Origin of the sequence: Mycobacterium gordonae (assembly GCF_002101675.1) — a bacterium.
In the GTDB taxonomy this organism is placed as follows: Bacteria; Actinomycetota; Actinomycetes; order Mycobacteriales; family Mycobacteriaceae; genus Mycobacterium; species Mycobacterium gordonae.
This window is the reverse complement of record NZ_LQOY01000152.1, coordinates 37,756-54,524: the sequence shown is the minus strand read 5'-3', so window position 1 is coordinate 54,524 and position 16,769 is coordinate 37,756. Positions and strand designations below refer to the sequence as shown.

Genomic DNA, 16,769 nt, shown 5'->3' with positions numbered 1-16,769 from the left:
GTCAGCCGTTATAGCGGTTCACGCGACACTGCTGACGATCGCGATAACCAGACTCATCAGGGTCAGCACGCCGACCATCACCGCGGCGGCGATCGCCCGGCCGCGTCGGTGCCGCCGTACGTCGTAGATCGCCAGCGCGATGCCGGCCAAGATCAACGCCGCATAGGCCGCCAGCCCAACCGTGAGCGCTGCCGTTGACGCGGCGCTGGCAAGGGTCACGTTGTGCACGCCGCGAGCCTACGACTGGACGGGGTGAGGGGCGCACTCGGAACCCTTCTGCCTAAGGCGGCCCGACGACGAACAGGGAAAGGGGCAGGCCGGTAATACCTTCGAAGAGGAAGGTCACTACTTGCCACAAGAAAAAGAAGGGAAGGAAGGGAAACAACAGCCAAAGAGGAGGGAAGACGGCCATAAAAAGTACCGCGACGGGAAAGTAAGTGACAAAGTAGTTCAAGCTCTGCCAGGCGCTTGTTGAGTCAGCCGCTCTAGGAACGGAGTCCCGCAACAACGAAGCGATCAATTCTTCGGCGCTGGCATACGCCGAGGAGCTTGCCGTTAGCTTACTGACGAATTCCTCGTGAAATGCCGCAGCCTGCCGGGTCACCACCTGGTAGTCCTGCGCGTATTGCGCGAAGAGCTGCGCGATGCCCACCGACACCTCGTCCGCCGCAGCGGGGCTCAGCGAAAGAGTCGCTCTGGCCGCCGATCGATGGCCTCGTCGAGTACGGACGCGATCTTTCCCAAATCCGCTGCTGCCGCCGTCATGATCTCAGGCACCACTGTCCGTTGTCATTTGATCTGAGGCACTTCAAGTGCCTTGACCTGCGGTGCCCCAGTTCATGTGGCAATGCTGGTGGTTGAAGTTTGTCAGTTGATTTAGGGTAACTGCGCGCTAGGAGTTGTGGCCGCCGCTTGTGGTGTTCAGCGTCGCTGATAGTGATTGTCAGGTCGTGGACAGGTGGGGTCAGTTTCAGACGACGGCGACACCCAAGGGATGCGTCATACGGGTCGGTGCTGTTGGCGGGACCGGCAGAGATCTTAAGGCTTCCATTGACCGTTTCATTTGCCAGGTCATCGCCCTCGATGGGCGCCGAACCGCTTGCACGAGCCGCTGAGTATCACGCCGCTGTCGGGGACTTGACCGGTCTTGTTTCGTAGACTCGCCGGCGTTCTGCAATCACGCTATGGGAGGGATACCGAAGTGCGCATGGCCCGGTCCGCGGGTCGGCCGCGCAGCCGGCGTGTGTAGCCGAGCAGCAGCGGCAGTGCCGAGACGACGGCTACCGCGATGAGCATCACCTCGATGTGGGCTGCGACGAACTTGATCTCGCCGAGCAGGTATCCCAGCGTCGGAACCCCTGTACCCCACGCCAGTGCTCCGAGCACGTTGCAGCCAAAGAAGGTGCGGTAGGGCATCTGGGAGGCGCCGGCGATGGCGGGGACCAGGGTGCGCGCGAGGGGAACGAATCGGGCCCATACCACAGCTGATGTGCCGTTGGTGGTGAAGAACGCTTGTGCTCGAGCCAGCTGTTTGCGTCCCAAGCGTTTGGCGGCGGGCCGGTCGAACACCGCGGGACCCGCCTTGGCGCCGATGAGGAAACCGCATTGGTCACCGACCACGGCTGCGACTGGGACGGTGAACAGCAGCGCCCACAGTGGAACAACGGGATGGGTTTGTGCGGCCAGGACGCCGGCGGTGAATAGCAGGGAATCGCCGGGAAGGAAGAAGCCGACCAACAACCCGGTTTCGACGAAAACCACAGCGAGCAGACCGAGCAGCCCGAAGACGTTAATCAGGGTTTGCGGGTTGGACACCACCGCGCCCAAACCCGTCATCTGTGCGCCTGGCGGACTAGCCGGTCACCGACGTTCGCCGGCTGCGTGCCGCGCGGACCCGACGCGAACACCGTTACCGCAGTGCGCAGCCGGGTGGGGCGGACCACGGCGGGGGCATGGCGAGGCGGCGATAGCAGCTTTTCGGGGAAGCGAGCAGTGACGGCGATGAATACGGTTAGCGATATCGCCGTAGCGGCGGTGCCGGCGATCGCTTCTCCCTCATGGAGGGCGGTTCCACTTTCGGTCATGGAATTAGCCTGGCCGGCGATCGCTGTGGGGAAGCTGAGAAGCCCTCGCGCGCAGGGACTCTGCTCTACTGGACACCAAGCAACCGTTTGGAGGTGGAGGCGTCGTGCGTGTTCTGCTCGTCGAAGACGAAGCCCGGCTCGCCGAGACGGTGCGGCGGGGGCTGGCCGCTGAAGGGTTCGTCGTTGATGTGGAGCACGATGGCTTGGACGGGTTGGCGGCCGCCTCGACCGGAGAATTTGACGTGGTGATGCTCGACATCATGCTGCCCGGGCTGAGTGGTTATCAGATATTGCGGGAGATGCGGACGCGTCAGGTGTGGACACCGGTGTTGATGCTGTCTGCTAAGGACGGTGAATATGATCTGGCCGACGCGTTCGACATCGGTGCCGATGACTACCTGATCAAACCGTTCTCGTTTGTGGTGTTGGTGGCGCGTTTGCGGGCTTTGGTGCGGCGTGGCGCCCCTGCGCGTCCCACTGTGCTGACTGCGGGCACCCTGGCGTTGGATCCGGCTCGGCGGAGGGTGACCCGTGGGCAGACGGTACTCGAGTTGACTCCCCGTGAATACGGGGTGCTGGAATTCCTGTTGCGCCACAAGGGAGATGTGGTCAGTAAGTCACAGATCCTGCGCTCGGTGTGGGATTCGAACTATGAGGGCGACGACAACGTCGTGGAGGTCTACATCGGCTATTTGCGGCGCAAGATCGACATCCCGTTCGGGCTGGCCAGCATTGAAACGGTGCGCGGCGCGGGTTACCGGCTGGCTGCTCACTGAGCCTTGATAGTTGCGTCCGAATCATGCTGAGGTAGCGGCAATGTCAGGGTGAACCTCGCGCCACCTTGGGCCGTGTCGGCGACTGTGACGGCGCCGTGATGGGAGCGAACGACCTCTGCCACGATGGACAGGCCCAGACCCGGTCCACCGGAGGCCCGGCTTCGGGTCGGGTCGAGGCGGACGAATCGTTCGAAGATGCGTGCCCGCTGCTCTGTCGGGATGCCGGGCCCGTCATCGGCGATCGTGATAACGGCGAGCGCTGCGTCGTGGTAGCAGTCCAAAAAAACTGAGCTCGCCGCGTGGCGTGCGGCGTTGTCGACAAGATTGCGGATCACCTGGGCCAAGGCGGCGCGGTCGCCGACGGTGCGGCACGCCTTGATGTGGGTGACAATGCGCACCGATCCGAGGGCACGTAGCCGGTTCGCTTCGGCCAGCAGCAGATCGTCGATGTCGACGTCGTCGCGATGCAGGTCCAGCGCATCTTCGTCAGAGCGTGCCAGCAGCAGCAGATTCTCGATCAGTTGGTGCATGCGGCGGGCCTCGGGCAGGAGGGACTCGTTGATCAGCTCGTCGTCCATCAGTTCAGGCCGGCCCGCCGCCATTTCGAGGGCGGTCGTGATGGTGGTCAGAGGGCTGCGCAGTTCGTGGGAGGCGTCGCTGGCGAGTCGTTGTTGTGCTGCCCGGCCGTGTTCCAGCCGGGCGAGCATGGCGTTCATCGTGATGGCGAGCTGGGCGATTTCGTCGCGGGTGCGCGCTACCGGCACGCGTTTGGCGAGGTCGGTACTCGAGATCGACGCCACCTGGGCACGAATCGATTCCACGGGCCCTAACGCCGCGCCCACCAGTCGGTAGGTGCCCACCACCACCAATGCCACGATGACCGGAGATCCCACCGCCAGCAGGGCGGCTACCTTCTTCACCACGGATTCAACGGGTTTTCGGTCAGCACCGACCAGGATGGTGATGGTCCCGTCGGCGACGGTGGTCGTTTGGGCCCAGAGCCAATACTTGTAGCTTTCCTGGGGTCCTTTGACGCGGCCCAGGTTGCGTGCCTGCCCGGCGTCCAAGGACGGGGTAGCCAGCGGCGATTGGGGCGCCCCGGCTGACGCGGCCAGCACCCGGCCGGTGTTGTCGACGATCTGGACGGCACCGATCTGGCTGTCGGTCGCCAACAGCGAGGGATCCAGCTCCCGCGGCGTCGCGTTGCGCAATTGTGCGCTGATCTGTTGTGCGCGTGCAGCGCCCGCGTGCTGGGCGCTGAACTCCAATGATCGGTATAAGACGAGCAACAGAACCCCGCCGGCGATGGCGAGACACACCGCCATCACCAGGGCGGCCGCAAATGCCGAGCGGGTGCGCACGCTTGCGCGCATGGGGTTGACGCGGTTGAGGATCACGTTCCAGCGCACGTCTTCACCGCACCCTCCCTTGCCTGGCCGCGGCGACATCGAAGCACCGTGCCCATCATGGTGGCCGACCGGTGCTGTGAAACCGCTTAACGGTCCTCGGTGGAGCCGAAATGATCAGCGTTCTCGCGTGGCACCCGGCCAGGCTGCTGTGATGCTGTGACGATGCGATCTGTCGGTAGTCATGCCATGACATTTCGAAGCGGCACACCTGGAGCCGCTTTACCAGCTCGGCCGAACACCCTCCCCGCCAACTAATACGCCAGGAACGTCGATAGTGTAGGCAGCCAAACTGCCCGAGGTCGACTGCCTCGACGAGCTCAACGAAGCGATCGACGTGGGGAAGGCAACGACGGCACGGTGGGTGGGCGACCGTACACCATCGGTGAGCGTTTCGCCGCCGAGAAACCCCTGCTCGTTCTCACACACGGACGGACACACCATGGAAACCGGCACCGTCTCCTACCGGCCGGCCCGCACCAAAGCCGCCGTCAAAGCATGAACAACACCGATACTTGTCCCGGCCGACCAGCCCCGCTACTCAGTGCATGGCGATTCATCACCGTATTCGGCGCCGTTAGCCTGCTTGCCGACTTCGTCTACGAGGGCGCCCGCTCGATCACCGGGCCACTGCTGGCCTCCCTCGGCGCGACTGGACTGGTCGTCGGTGTCGTTACCGGTATCGGCGAGGCCGCCGCGCTCTCCTTGCGACTGATGTCTGGGCCACTGACCGATCGCACCAAACGGTTCTGGGCGTGGACTATCGCTGGCTACATGCTCACCGTCATCACGGTCCCGGTGCTCGGCATCACCGCAACCTTGTGGGTCGCTTGTGCGCTGGTGATCGCCGAACGTGTCGGCAAAGCGGTCCGCAGCCCCGCGAAAGACACCCTGCTCTCTTATGCGACCCACGCCACCGGCCGCGGCCGAGGCTTTGCTGTCCACCAGGCGCTCGACCAGATTGGCGCGGTCATTGGCCCGTTGACCGTGGCCGCGGTCCTCGCCACCACTGATAACGACTACGGCCCTGCCTTGGGTGTGCTTGCCCTTCCCGGAGGGGCCGCGCTGGCCCTGCTGGTCTGGTTGAGCATCCGGGTCCCTAATCCTGCCCGCTATGAAACCGAGGCCACCGACACGCCGCAACCGCCGCCCAGCATCACGACCAGCAATCGGCTCCCACGCCGGGCTTCCTTGCCCACCTCCTTCTGGATGTATTGCGCGTTTACCTCAACCACCATGATCGGATTCGCCACGTTCGGCGTGCTGTCCTTCCACATGGTCACCCGCGGCATCATCCCCGCAGCGGCCGTGCCGCTCATCTACGCCGCAGCCATGGCCGCCGACGCCGCCGCCGCGCTGGCATCCGGCTGGGCCTACGACCGAATCGGCGCGAAAACACTTGCCGCGCTGCCTGTCCTGTCCGTTGCGGTGGCCCTGGTCGCGTTCACCAACCACCCCGAGTCTGTCATCGCCGGCGCCCTGCTGTGGGGCGCTGCCGTCGGGATCCAGGAATCAACCCTGCGCGCCGTCGTCGCCGACCTCGTGCCTCCATCCCGCCGCGCCACCGCCTACGGCGTATTCGCCGCCGGACTTGGTGCCGCCACCGCCGCCGGCGGCGCCCTCACCGGCTGGCTCTACGACACCTCAATCCCTGCGCTCATCGCCACCATCGCCGGCATACAGATCACCGCCCTCGGACTCGTCGCCACGAACGGACTGCGCCGCCGCACCGCACTGCGCGACCACCCGGATCGCTGATGGCACTAGCCTGGAGCGCACGCGTCGCGCTTCACCGCCACGATGACCCCTGCTGCCTCGACTCGCCAGCGTCCCTGAAAAGCCCCACGGCATCTCCGTGCGGCTGTTACTGCTCTACCTAGTCCTGCCTCGACCTGGTACCCGAGTTCACCCCGTCCTCGGCGATGCAGACGATGCGGTGCTCCGAACCGGGGTCGGGCTAGAGGCGCGGCGTGCGGCGCTGAGTTGCTGATCGTAGACCCACTGTTCGACGGAGCGGGTTTGGTCACGGTATTCGGGAAACCGGCAGCCGATGCTGGCGTAGACCGCATCGACGGCGCGGGCTCGGGCGGGTGTTGCCGCGGCGGTGTTCCAGATCCGGTGGCGAGCATCAGCCAGGATGACGGCCAATCCGATCAGGTCGGGGTCGTTGGCGATGTGCGTATCGACGTCGGCGTTGGCGGGCGGCGGCAGCGTGGACGGACTCGCGCTGCGCGACCAGCAGCGGTGGATCCGTGCGGCGTCCTTGACCGCGAAGCGTGCGGTGTCGTTGTGACGGTGGTGCAGTCGTGCATGGCGCTGCGCGGCGGCGATCACGGCGGGAGCACAGCGTAGATCGCGTTGATCATCGAGAGTCTGGGTTCCGGGACCGACCCATCGGCGGTGCCGGCGGCAGACGGTGAGCTGGTCGGGAAACCAGCAGTAGACGGGCTCATAGACACCGCGTTGTGCCATGCACAGCCGGCAAGCGGGCCGGGCGTGGCGGCGTTGTCGGGTGGTGTCACGGTCGCGATCGGTCAGTCCAATCAGTCGGTCCTGGAGGGTGATCAGCGGGTTGTTGCTGGCGATGGCCAGCCAATCCGGTCGGGGACGGCAGATCGCTGGACTGTCGGCCAGGTAGCGCCGAAGCTGTCTGGGGTCCAAATGGTTGGCTTGCGCGAGGCGATCAAGGTAGGACGGGACCGTTTCTGCACGAAATCGTGATGGTTGCGCACCCAGATCCGCGAGACAGGGGTTGACTCAGATATCCGGGCCGGTTTGTCCGCCTACCAGGCGATGTAGAGGGCAGCATTAACTTGACATAATGTCGCTTATCGGCAAATTGGGGTGCTGGGGTTATTCGAAGCATGCGGTGCGCGCCCCGTACGAGCAGTTAGTTTGAGCGGCTTCGACCCCTCCTTGCCCAGTGAAAGCCCCTGAGTGCCGCCCAGGGCCCGACCAGCCGACGAACTACGCGCCCTCTGGTTGCGAGGCTTGCGCACGTAACCGGCCAGGCGCGCGGCGCTTGCCCCAAATCCTCTCGTCTCCACCACCCCCGCTTCCGCGACCCGAAAACGTCACAGTGACGAATTCGCCTGTTGTGCAGAGTGGTTCGTGAATGACTGGTTGCCGACTAACAGTCGCCCACGCCCACGCGGCTTTCAGCCGGGTCTTCATGGTCGCTAACCGTCGTGTGGACCGATGACTTCGATGCTGCAGGCTGGACCATGCGCACAAGCTAGGCGCGCGTCCGTAGTTAAGAGCGTCGCATCGAAAGCCTCCGCCAACGCGACATAGAACGCATCCCATCCCCGCACCGAATTCCTCAGCCCCCAGGCCCGTTCGAGCAGCCACCGATGCCCGAAACGCTCACCCGGCCAATCGCGCAAGTCGGCTACCGCTTGTGCCGCTGCAGTGCCGTCGAGCCTGCCCTGCAAATATTGAGCGCGAATAACGCCCATCACTTCAACATCGACGATGTGCGGCGCAATTTGATCGGTATCGGCGGCTAGGCGAGCCGCGATGTCCGCCGCCCTCGGCGTATCCGCCACGACCTCGAATAAACACGAAGCATCAACGACCAGCATCGGGCCACTCGCCACGCCACTCGTCCAATGTCGCAAGGACCTCAGCAGTCGACACCGTCGACGGTCGTCGATTGATGCGGGACAACCACTGCGACACCGAGGGTCGGGCCGCCAGGCGAACCGCTTCGCGCCTCAATAATTCCGGCACGGTGATGCCTTCGTCAGCAGCGCGGCGCACAAGGCCGGCGTACACCTCGTCGTCGATGTCCCGGATCTGGACGGTCTTAGGCATACCTGCATGTTATCATGCATATATGCATGAAGTGATGCATGATTGCAGCGAACAGGGAGTAGGCAGCCCGCCCGGATTTGCCAGCAGCAAGGTCATTCGTCACGGTGACGCAATTGTTCTGCACCGCTACAGCATTCGGTGACACCTTCTTGGCAGCTACCGTCGATGCATGTCGACGCCGTCACCCAAAGATGTTCTCGCCGTGATCCTCGACGAGCACGCACTGCACAAGCTTGTTCACGCGTACTGCCGCGCGGTGGACCGCGGCGACCTCGAGACGCTGCGAAGTCTCTATCACGACGATGCTCACGATGAACACGGCGCGTTCTCAGCGGGCTCGGTTGCCGCCTTCATGCAGACACTTGCCGAGTCCCGCAGATTCATCAGGTCGATGCAGCATCACGTCACGACGACGAACTTTGCGGTCAGTGGCAGCTATGCGGAGGGCGAGATCTACAGCATCGCCACGCACACATTCACTACCGGCGAGGGCAATTCCGACCTGGTGATCGGTGGACGCTATCTCGACAAATACGAAAAGCGGCTCGGTGTCTGGAAAATCGCCGAGCGCCGAATCGTCACCGACTGGGCTCGGGTGAACAATCCCTCCGTCATCGACTTCAGCCATCCGATGACCCGCGAAACGCCCACCGGCAGCCCTGGTCCGGATGATCCCTCCCACAGCTACTTCACGTTGATAGGAACCCAATCGTGAGTGGCTGACAGCAGCCACCCCGCTCGGAAAAATTTGCGTATCTCATGCGCCTGGCTCGACCGCTTGACCACCTGCGCCGCTCATATAACTCTGGCTATTAGCCAAGCGTTCCCCTCGCCTAGTAGCCAAGCGGCCAGTGACGTCCGCTTGGTTTGTGTTTGTGCGCGAACGAGCTGCGCAGGCGCAATCGGCACACGGTGGTTGCGATACCGGGACGCTCCTCAGCCGAGCATTGTGACGGAGCGACGACGGAGCAAAGGAGCGACCAATTCAGCACATCGAACGGCCCAGCGATAAGACCAGCAGCCAGGGATCACAGATATCACGGAGCGACCGCGTGCGATCCGTTCTGAAGCATGATCTGCCCGCCTCGCTGGTGGTGTTTCTGATCGCACTCCCCCTCTCGGTCGGCATCGCGATCGCTTCGGGTGCGCCGGTGCTCTCCGGCCTGATCTCGGCCGTCGTGGGAGGGCTGGTCGTCGGACTCATCGGTGGCGCGCCGCTGGCGGTCAGTGGTCCGGCCAACGGCATGATGGTCGTCACCGCCGGTCTCGTCTCGCAATTCGGTTGGCGCGTGACCTGCTTGTTCACCGTGGCCGCGGGCGTCCTGCAACTCATCCTCGGACTCAGCCGGATTGCGCGGGCAGTACTGGTGATCTCACCCGTCGTCGTGCACGCGATGCTGGCCGGCATCGGCATCACGATCGCACTACAACAAACGCACGTACTGCTGGGCGGTGAATCGCACAGCAAGGCATGGGACAACATCGTCGAACTGCCGGGGCAGATTGCCAATGCAGAACGGCCAGGAGTGTTTCTAGGCGTCCTGGTCATCGCGATCATGGTCGCCTGGCGCTGGGCGCCGCGCAAAGTGGCCGCAATCCCCGGCCCGCTCGTGGCCATCGTGGTGGCAACCGTCGTTTCCGTGATTTTCCCGTTCGACTTGGACCGCATTAAGCTCACCGGCTCGCCGCTGGATGCAGTCGCGTTGCCGGCCCTGCCCGAGGGGAACTGGGGCACTGTGGCGATCAGCATCGTCACGGTGGCCTTCATCGCCAGCGTCGAGAGCCTGCTGGGCGCCGTCGCGATCGACAGGATGCACCACGGTAAGCCCACCAACTTCAATCGCGAACTGGCCGGACAGGGCGTCGCAAACATGACGTCCGGCATGATCGGCGGACTTCCGGTCGCCGCGGCGATCGTGCGTAGCTCCGCCAATGTCCAAGCGGGTGCCCGGACCCGCGCCGCCACAGTGATGCACAGCGTGTGGATCCTGGTCTTCACGCTGTTCTTCTCCGGTCTGATTCAGCAGATCCCGTCCGCTGCCCTTGCCGGACTGCTCGTATTCGTAGGTATCAGACTGCTGCAGCCGGCCCATATCGAAAACGCCATGCGCAATGGCGACCTGGCGGTCTACGTGGTCACCGTCGTCGGTGTGGTCTTCCTCAACCTCATGCAGGGCGTGCTGATCGGACTCGCTTTGGCCATCGCATTGACGGCATGGCGGGTGATGTGGTTCAGGATCCATGCCGAACCCGATGGCGACGAGTGGCACGTAGACGTCGAGGGCGCATGCACATTCCTGTCCCTACCCCGGCTGACCGAGGTGCTGGCCTCCATCCCCGAGGGCGCGACCGTCACGGTCACCATGTCGGTCATTTACCTCGACCACGCCGCTCATCAGGCGATTGCCGACTGGCAACGACGACATCAGGCGACTGGAGGAACCGTCCATATCCACGGTGGCGTGCACACGGGCCGCCGCGCGCGCCAAGCGATGGATGACCTCACCGAAGACGAAACGCCCGAAGCGACCGCCTAGGGAACCGAGGCAGCCGATCTGATCGGTTCACACTCGGAGCCCGCGGCTCCCCCGCCTCTTCCGACCACCATCGCCCGAAAGACAAGAATTCCGTTCACACCCAACGAGGCCCATCGGAGGGTGACCTAGGCCCCTAACAACGCGGCCGCGAGTCAGGCAACGTGGAGAGCGGCAATCGGGATCCGCAGAAACGGGGGGTGATCCTTGCCGGATTCAGTGTCGACTACGACGGCTCAACACCATGGTCTGCCAGCGCACGAGGTGGTCCTGCTGCTGGAAACCGACCTACACGGCGGCCTGTCCAACGTCGAGGCGTCCGAACGACTCGCCCGGTTCGGACCCAACACCTTGCCGGCCGTCGCCGGGGCGAGCCTGCTGATGCGCATCGTGCGTCAGGTGCACCACCCGCTCATCTATGTTCTGGTGGTCGCGGGCGTGATTACTGCCGCCCTGCATGAGTTCATCGACTCCGCTGTCATCTTCGGCGTGGTGCTGATCAATGCCATAGTCGGATTCATTCAGGAGTCCAAGGCCGAGGCGGCGCTGGAAAGCCTCCGTTCCATGGTGCAGACGCAGGCGAAGGTGCTGCGCGACGGCCGCGAACGCCCCGTGCCGTCAAGCGAGCTGGTCCCAGGAGATCTGGTGGTGCTCGAAGCCGGCGACAAGGTGCCGGCCGACTTGCGACTGGTGCGCGAAACCGAGCTCAGCATCAACGAGTCGGCACTTACCGGGGAATCGGCACCCGTGCTCAAGGACGAAATCGTCCTGCCCGAAGCGACGCCGGTTGTTGATCGCCGCAACATGGCATATTCGGGCAGTTTGGTGACTGCGGGCAGCGGCGTTGGCGTTGTCGTCGCGACGGGCGCCGAAACCGAGGTGGGGGAAATCCATCGCCTCGTCGGCGCGGCAGAAGTCCTTGATACACCGCTGACCGCGAAGCTGGCGCGCTTCAGCCACATTCTGACCATTGCCATACTGGGGTTGGCCGCGGTCACCTTCGCCGTTGGCCTGCTACGCCAGCAGGACGCCGTCGAGACCTTCACCGCCGCGATCGCACTCGCGGTCGGGGCGATTCCTGAAGGCCTGCCCGCCGCCGTCACCATCACGCTGGCGATCGGCGTGGCCCGAATGGCGAAGCGCCGCGCCGTCATTCGACGTCTTCCTGCAGTGGAGACGCTGGGTAGTACCACCGTGATCTGCGCTGACAAGACTGGGACACTGACCGAGAACCAGATGACCGTGCAGGTGATCTGGACGCCGGACGGCATGGTAGAAGTGACCGGAGCCGGTTACAACCCACAAGGAGTCCTGCTCGACCGCGACGGGACACCGGCCGACGTAGACGCCGACGCGGCGCTGCGCTGGTCGCTGCTGGCGGGCATCTGCTGTAGCGACGCCGCGCTCACCCAAGACGGCCCGCGGTGGGGCATCATCGGTGATCCGACCGAGGGCGCGATGCTGGTCGCCGCGGGCAAGGCCGGCCTCGAGCATGACCGGCTCGCCGCGAGTCTGCCCAGGATTGCCGCGATTCCGTTCAGCTCCGAACGCCAGTACATGGCAACGCTGCACCGCGACGGCAGCGACAACCACGTTGTGCTGGTCAAGGGCTCGGTGGAACGGACGCTCGAGCTCTGCAGCACTCAAATGGTTTCCGACGGTCAGCTGCGACCGCTGGACCACGCCGAGGTCAGACGGGTGGCCGAGCGGCTGTCCTGCCGAGGGCTGCGAGTGCTGGCCACGGCAGCAGCAATTGCAAGCGAGCTCCAACACTTCGACGACGGAGTCGTGAACTCGCTGACGTTGACCGGTTTGCAGGCGATGCTCGATCCGCCGCGAGTGGCCGCGGCATCGGCGGTAACGGCCTGTCACGCGGCGGGCATCTCGGTCAAGATGATCACCGGCGATCATGCAAGCACCGCAGCCTCAATCGCAGCCAAGGTGGGGTTGATTCCAGAGGGTGATCTCGCACCCGGCGCAGTGCTCACCGGTTCCGATCTCGATGCGCTGGAGCCGGAAGACTATCCCGAGGCGGTGGAGCGGGCCAGCGTGTTTGCGCGGGTCACACCCGAGCAGAAGCTGTGGTTGGTCGAGGCCCTGCAGGCCAGGGGGCACATCGTGGCGATGACCGGTGACGGCGTCAACGACGCGCCGGCACTACGGCAAGCCGACATCGGGGTGGCCATGGGCAAGGGCGGCACCGAGGTGGCCAAGGATGCCGCTGACATGGTGCTGACCGACGACGACTTCGCCACGATCGAGGCTGCCGTGGAAGAGGGCCGCGGGGTGTTCGACAACCTCACGAAGTTCATCGCGTGGACCCTGCCCACGAACCTGGGCGAAGGGCTAGTCATAGTCGCGGCCATCGCGTTCGGCACAGCCCTGCCAATTTTGCCCACCCAGATTCTCTGGATCAACATGACCACCGCCATCGCGCTGGGGTTAATGCTCGCCTTCGAACCCAAGGAGGTCGGGGTCATGAACCGCCCGCCGCGCGAACCCCGCCAACCGCTGTTGACGCGCGCGCTTGTCGGACGGATCTTCCTGGTCTCGATACCGCTGGTCGCCAGCACGTGGTGGTTGTTCGAATGGGAGCTCGGCAACGGCGCCGGCTTGCACGCGGCGCGCACCGCGGCCGTCAATTTGTTCGTCGTGGTCGAGGCCTTCTATCTGTTCAGCTGCCGGTCGTTGACCCGGTCCGCTTGGCGGATTGGCCTGTTTTCCAACCGCTGGATCATCTTCGGTGTCACCGCGCAGGCCATCGCACAGCTCGCCTTCACCTACCTGCCGCCGATGAATGCGGTCTTCGGCACGGCCCCGATCGGCCCGGCAGCCTGGTTGCGCATCTTTGCCGTCGCGATCGCCGTCAGCACCATCGTCGGCATCAACAAGTGGTTGCGCTGGCCGAACGGCTCGGGGGCGAGGTGGATCGGTTCGCAACCTCGACGCGGGCGCCAGCTCGAGCCCCGGTAACCCCCAGGTACTGTGCGCCCGATCCGCGGTGTCGGCGGCTTAACGGCGACGCCGGTAATGGCTGCCGACGGGCGCAGCTACGAGCAGTCACCCACCTGGTCGATGACTTTCTTCAACGGAGCCGCCGGCGTGACGCTCGGGACGTAACCAGGATTGTCTGCCGACCAGGCGATCTTGGAGCAGTAACCTGGGCCGGTCGGCTCCCCGGCGCGCCAGGTGTCGAGTGTGGGCCGGCAGTTGTAGAGGTCCGCCGGATTGGCAAACCGTGAACGGTCCGGCACTCCCGGTGCGTGCTGCCAGATGATCAAGCCACTCGAGACGGGCAGATCGCATGGCAGCTCGGGAACGGGAAGAATGCGGATGTCGGCTTGAGCCGTCGGAGCGAAGGGCACCGCGCAGGCCGCGAGCACCAGCGTCGACGCAGCTATCGAGCGAATGGCCAATTCGACCGCCCCCTTTTCCTTTCCGCTGCCGATCGGATTATTGAAGCTTGTCGAATCCAGATTAGACCCAGATGTTCACCGGCAAATACCCCTTCGCGCGGGTTTACGATGACGCCGTGGCGGATGTGACGGTGGCTATTTTCACCTTCACCAAGAACGAAGCGACGGCCGTGACGGAGTTGCTGGCACGCTTGTGCGTCGACCTACCGGCTTTCGGGCCGACCGTCTGGGCACCGGCGAAACCGGGCGACCAGGCTCTGGAGGGCTGCCTGTCTGATGGCCGGACGGCGAGGCTGGAGCACCATGCGCTCAGCGCCCAAGGGAATGTTGTTGCTGCGGCGGCGCTCAGCCGCTCCACCCGGGAGAACCGGGCCGACTACTACGTCTTCTACGGGTGCTGCGGGACAGTCGATCCTGATCTGGTCGGCCAGGTATTCCGGGCCGAGCGGGTGTCCTACCTGTCCTTGGGGGTGGTGGCTCCCTCCGCAGATGGTGAAGTCGTTCAGCTGCAGAACAAATGGATCGTCCCCACCCAACCCAGCGAACAGGCTCCGCTTGAGGCAATCGAGTTGCGAGCCGGGTCAGCAGGCGCCCCCGGTTCGGTGTGGGGGCTCGACGTTCGCGACGCCCATGTTCTCGCCACTGACAAGGTGATCAAGATTTCGCCGGGTGTCGCACCCGCGCCGCTGAACTCGCCATCGGGCGCTCCCGTCTTCGCCAAAGAGAACTGGACGTATTCACTGGCACTTGCCCTCCACTCTCAGATGGCGACGAAGCCGATCCTCGTCGACATGGAGTCATTCGGCATCGCCTCCGCGATGCGCTCGTTGGGCCTGTGTGAACGCGTCCTAGTCTTGCGCGTCGCGTCAGATGCGTTGACTAACAAAGCGTATCAATCCGAGCAAGACCAACTCGGTTTCCTCAGAACGGGTTTGGCCGATCTCGCCGCCGCGGTAGCCACTATCCTGGGAATCTGAATGACGCCGGAGCACAGCCAGCGAACGCTTCAGGACGAGGTACGCAGATTGCGCGCCGGAATGGTCAAAGACCCGCCATCGACGCGCGACCCACGGGAATCGGAGATGGTTCGCATCGTTTCGGCCGCAGCCCTTGCCTGGGAAGGTCAGCTGGACCGCGTTGATCGTTTCTCCCAGCCCCTGCTGCCCTCGCGAACGCTGATGCAAGAGCGCGCGAACCCGGCGATGACGTCTCAGCTTTTCTTGGCCCAGATGGCGTCCGACTATCGTCGGGTGGCGTCGTGCTCCACTGACCTCCGCGAGGTGGAAGCACGGCGGAATACGCAGGAGGGCGCCACCGCCCTCCAACGTGCCGGGGTTGTCAGCCGCCCCGTGGCGCCGCTGGCTGTCGGACAGTACCTTGCGGCCTGCGAACGTGGCGGCGAGGGCGACCTGACGCGTGCGGTGGAGCCCTGGCTGTTACCCGCAGCGGACGTCGAGTCGCAATACGCCGCAGTGTTCGGCGATGTCCTTGGCCCCTTAATCGAAGCCGCACTGCGCAATTCGCGCACCGATAACCCCATGGCACTGCCTGGTTGGTCAGGTCGAGTTGGAACGTTGTGGTGCGAAGAGTTCTTGGCGGCAGGGGCCGAAATCTTGAACTGGCCGCCGTTGCTCACCCGGGCGCATATCGAAAGGCAATCGGTCAGGGCGCTTCGGCAAGGCTCAGTCAACGTCACCCAGATCACCAACGAGGTTGTGACGCTGGCCGAAACTTTCCGCCCCGTCGTCGATGTGCGGGTCGGTGCGGCCGGGAACATGCCGAAGATCGACCTTGTCCTCTCCGGCGACGCACTCAACACAGACGAGTTCGATCGGTTCACCACCAGCGTGCAGAATGTTCCCGCGCAGGTGACAATTCTGACTTCCTAAGCGCGCGGCGGCGGAAAGTACATCTCCTGGCATACCGTGCATACCAAGTCCCCGTTGCGGTTGAACATCGTGCCGCTCGCCAGCGCGAGGGAATCGGCGCTGCTGGGCGAAGACCGTTGGAACAGAAGCCAATCCGACAGGACAGCGGGTGAGTGAAACCATACCGAGTGGTCGCGCTGCGAGGATTCACCAACTCCCCCGTGTGCGGCAAAGGCCGGCTCTGTCAACGTCACCGCTGACAGGTAGGCGATCAGGCTCGCCGTGAGCACCGGATCGTCGGGCACCTCACCGTCCGGCCGCCACCACATCGCCGACCTTGCCGGAGGCTCACTCTCGCTGTCGATGACGCGGCGCTCGAACCAGCGCAGGCTCGCCCACCGCCCCTGCGTACTCTCGTCGGACTCGGCGAGGTGCGGTGCCACCCAGGGCAAGGTCTCCGGCGCGGGCGCTGTCGGGACCGGCGGCTGGTAAACGACCGCAGCGGCAACCGGATCGGCAATCTTGAACGACGACATCGCCTCCATCAAAATCTTGCCGCCCTGGCGCGCGGTCACCCGACGCGCTGAAAATGTCCTTCCCTCTTGTAGATTCACGACCTCGAAGTCCACTGGGCGGCGGGCGTCACCGGAGCGCAGAAAATACGTGTGCACGCTGTGCGGGGCGCGGCCGGGCGCGGTGTACGACGCCGCCAACAACGCCTGAGCCGAGATGTGCCCACCGAGGATGTGGTTGTGCGGGGCGGGCAGTTGCCGCCCGGCGAAGAGCCACGGTTCGACGCGGTCGAGCTCCATGGTGGCAAGCACGTCGACGAGAGAGGATGACATCGCACCGTATCTTGCCCGATCACT

The 16,769-nt window shown here is 64.4% G+C and carries 16 protein-coding genes and 1 pseudogene; 7 read left to right on the top strand and 10 right to left on the bottom strand.

The genetic code is table 11. From position 1 onward, the window contains the following. Positions 1 to 18: 18 nt before the first annotated feature. The 4 genes and pseudogenes from AWC08_RS21405 to AWC08_RS21390 form a co-directional block, all read right to left on the bottom strand. A complete protein-coding gene (locus tag AWC08_RS21405) occupies positions 19 to 228 on the bottom strand; it encodes a hypothetical protein (RefSeq protein WP_069432657.1) in 210 nt (69 codons plus the stop codon). A 52-nt stretch (positions 229 to 280) separates the two neighbouring features. Beyond that, positions 281 to 706, bottom strand: a pseudogene (locus AWC08_RS39150) (PE family protein); the annotation flags it as partial. Positions 707 to 1,182: 476 nt separating this feature from the next. Next, on the bottom strand, positions 1,183 to 1,836 hold the full coding sequence (locus AWC08_RS21395; protein WP_069432659.1) for a DedA family protein: 654 nt from the start codon (positions 1,834 to 1,836) through the stop codon (positions 1,183 to 1,185). Further along, positions 1,833 to 2,084, bottom strand: coding sequence for a hypothetical protein (locus AWC08_RS21390; protein WP_069432660.1), 252 nt, complete (start codon positions 2,082 to 2,084; stop codon positions 1,833 to 1,835). The genes AWC08_RS21395 and AWC08_RS21390 overlap by 4 nt, the downstream gene beginning before the upstream one ends. A gap of 104 nt (positions 2,085 to 2,188) precedes the next feature. Here AWC08_RS21390 and AWC08_RS21385 point away from each other — a divergent pair, with 104 nt between their 5' ends. Next, positions 2,189 to 2,860 (top strand): response regulator transcription factor, encoded by a 672-nt coding sequence (locus AWC08_RS21385; RefSeq protein WP_069432661.1) that lies wholly within the window; start codon positions 2,189 to 2,191, stop codon positions 2,858 to 2,860. On the opposite strand, the gene AWC08_RS21380 is transcribed toward AWC08_RS21385, so the two are convergent. Next, a complete protein-coding gene (locus tag AWC08_RS21380; protein ID WP_083270980.1) occupies positions 2,854 to 4,308 on the bottom strand; it encodes an ATP-binding protein in 1,455 nt (484 codons plus the stop codon). The genes AWC08_RS21385 and AWC08_RS21380 overlap by 7 nt on opposite strands. Before the next feature lie 456 nt (positions 4,309 to 4,764). On the opposite strand from AWC08_RS21380, the gene AWC08_RS21375 reads away from it, so the two are divergent. Continuing rightward, a complete protein-coding gene (locus tag AWC08_RS21375; protein ID WP_069432662.1) occupies positions 4,765 to 6,024 on the top strand; it encodes an MFS transporter in 1,260 nt (419 codons plus the stop codon). Positions 6,025 to 6,171: 147 nt separating this feature from the next. Here AWC08_RS21375 and AWC08_RS21370 read toward each other — a convergent pair whose 3' ends face one another. The 3 genes from AWC08_RS21370 to AWC08_RS21360 form a co-directional block, all read right to left on the bottom strand. Further along, a complete protein-coding gene (locus AWC08_RS21370) occupies positions 6,172 to 6,927 on the bottom strand; it encodes a hypothetical protein (protein WP_083270981.1) in 756 nt (251 codons plus the stop codon). 518 nt (positions 6,928 to 7,445) lie between these two features. Then, positions 7,446 to 7,850 (bottom strand): type II toxin-antitoxin system VapC family toxin, encoded by a 405-nt coding sequence (locus tag AWC08_RS21365; protein ID WP_083270982.1) that lies wholly within the window; start codon positions 7,848 to 7,850, stop codon positions 7,446 to 7,448. Further along, the gene (locus AWC08_RS21360; protein WP_065137461.1) at positions 7,837 to 8,082 is read right to left on the bottom strand and encodes a hypothetical protein; all 246 of its coding nucleotides are present in this window, start codon (positions 8,080 to 8,082) and stop codon (positions 7,837 to 7,839) included. The genes AWC08_RS21365 and AWC08_RS21360 overlap by 14 nt, the downstream gene beginning before the upstream one ends. A gap of 202 nt (positions 8,083 to 8,284) precedes the next feature. Here AWC08_RS21360 and AWC08_RS21355 point away from each other — a divergent pair, with 202 nt between their 5' ends. The 3 genes from AWC08_RS21355 (at position 8,285) to AWC08_RS21345 (ending at position 13,589) form a co-directional block, all read left to right on the top strand. After that, entirely contained in the window at positions 8,285 to 8,797 is a 513-nt protein-coding gene (locus tag AWC08_RS21355; RefSeq protein WP_372513502.1) for a nuclear transport factor 2 family protein, read from the top strand. Between the two features lie 268 nt (positions 8,798 to 9,065). Next, positions 9,066 to 10,619, top strand: a complete 1,554-nt coding sequence (locus AWC08_RS21350; RefSeq protein ID WP_083270983.1) for a SulP family inorganic anion transporter — start codon at positions 9,066 to 9,068, stop codon at positions 10,617 to 10,619. A 204-nt stretch (positions 10,620 to 10,823) separates the two neighbouring features. Then, the gene (locus tag AWC08_RS21345; protein WP_142283714.1) at positions 10,824 to 13,589 is read left to right on the top strand and encodes a cation-transporting P-type ATPase; all 2,766 of its coding nucleotides are present in this window, start codon (positions 10,824 to 10,826) and stop codon (positions 13,587 to 13,589) included. Positions 13,590 to 13,666: 77 nt separating this feature from the next. On the opposite strand, the gene AWC08_RS21340 is transcribed toward AWC08_RS21345, so the two are convergent. Beyond that, entirely contained in the window at positions 13,667 to 14,032 is a 366-nt protein-coding gene (locus AWC08_RS21340) for a hypothetical protein (RefSeq protein ID WP_142283713.1), read from the bottom strand. 71 nt (positions 14,033 to 14,103) lie between these two features. On the opposite strand from AWC08_RS21340, the gene AWC08_RS21335 reads away from it, so the two are divergent. After that, on the top strand, positions 14,104 to 15,009 hold the full coding sequence (locus AWC08_RS21335; protein WP_065137465.1) for a hypothetical protein: 906 nt from the start codon (positions 14,104 to 14,106) through the stop codon (positions 15,007 to 15,009). Next, positions 15,010 to 15,921, top strand: coding sequence for a sensor histidine kinase (locus AWC08_RS21330; protein ID WP_069432665.1), 912 nt, complete (start codon positions 15,010 to 15,012; stop codon positions 15,919 to 15,921). It begins immediately after the preceding gene. On the opposite strand, the gene AWC08_RS21325 is transcribed toward AWC08_RS21330, so the two are convergent. Then, positions 15,918 to 16,745 carry an acyl-CoA thioesterase gene (locus AWC08_RS21325; RefSeq protein ID WP_069432666.1) on the bottom strand — a complete coding sequence of 276 codons (828 nt, stop codon included), beginning with the start codon at positions 16,743 to 16,745 and terminating at the stop codon, positions 15,918 to 15,920. The genes AWC08_RS21330 and AWC08_RS21325 overlap by 4 nt on opposite strands. Between the last annotated feature and the right edge of the window lie 24 nt (positions 16,746 to 16,769).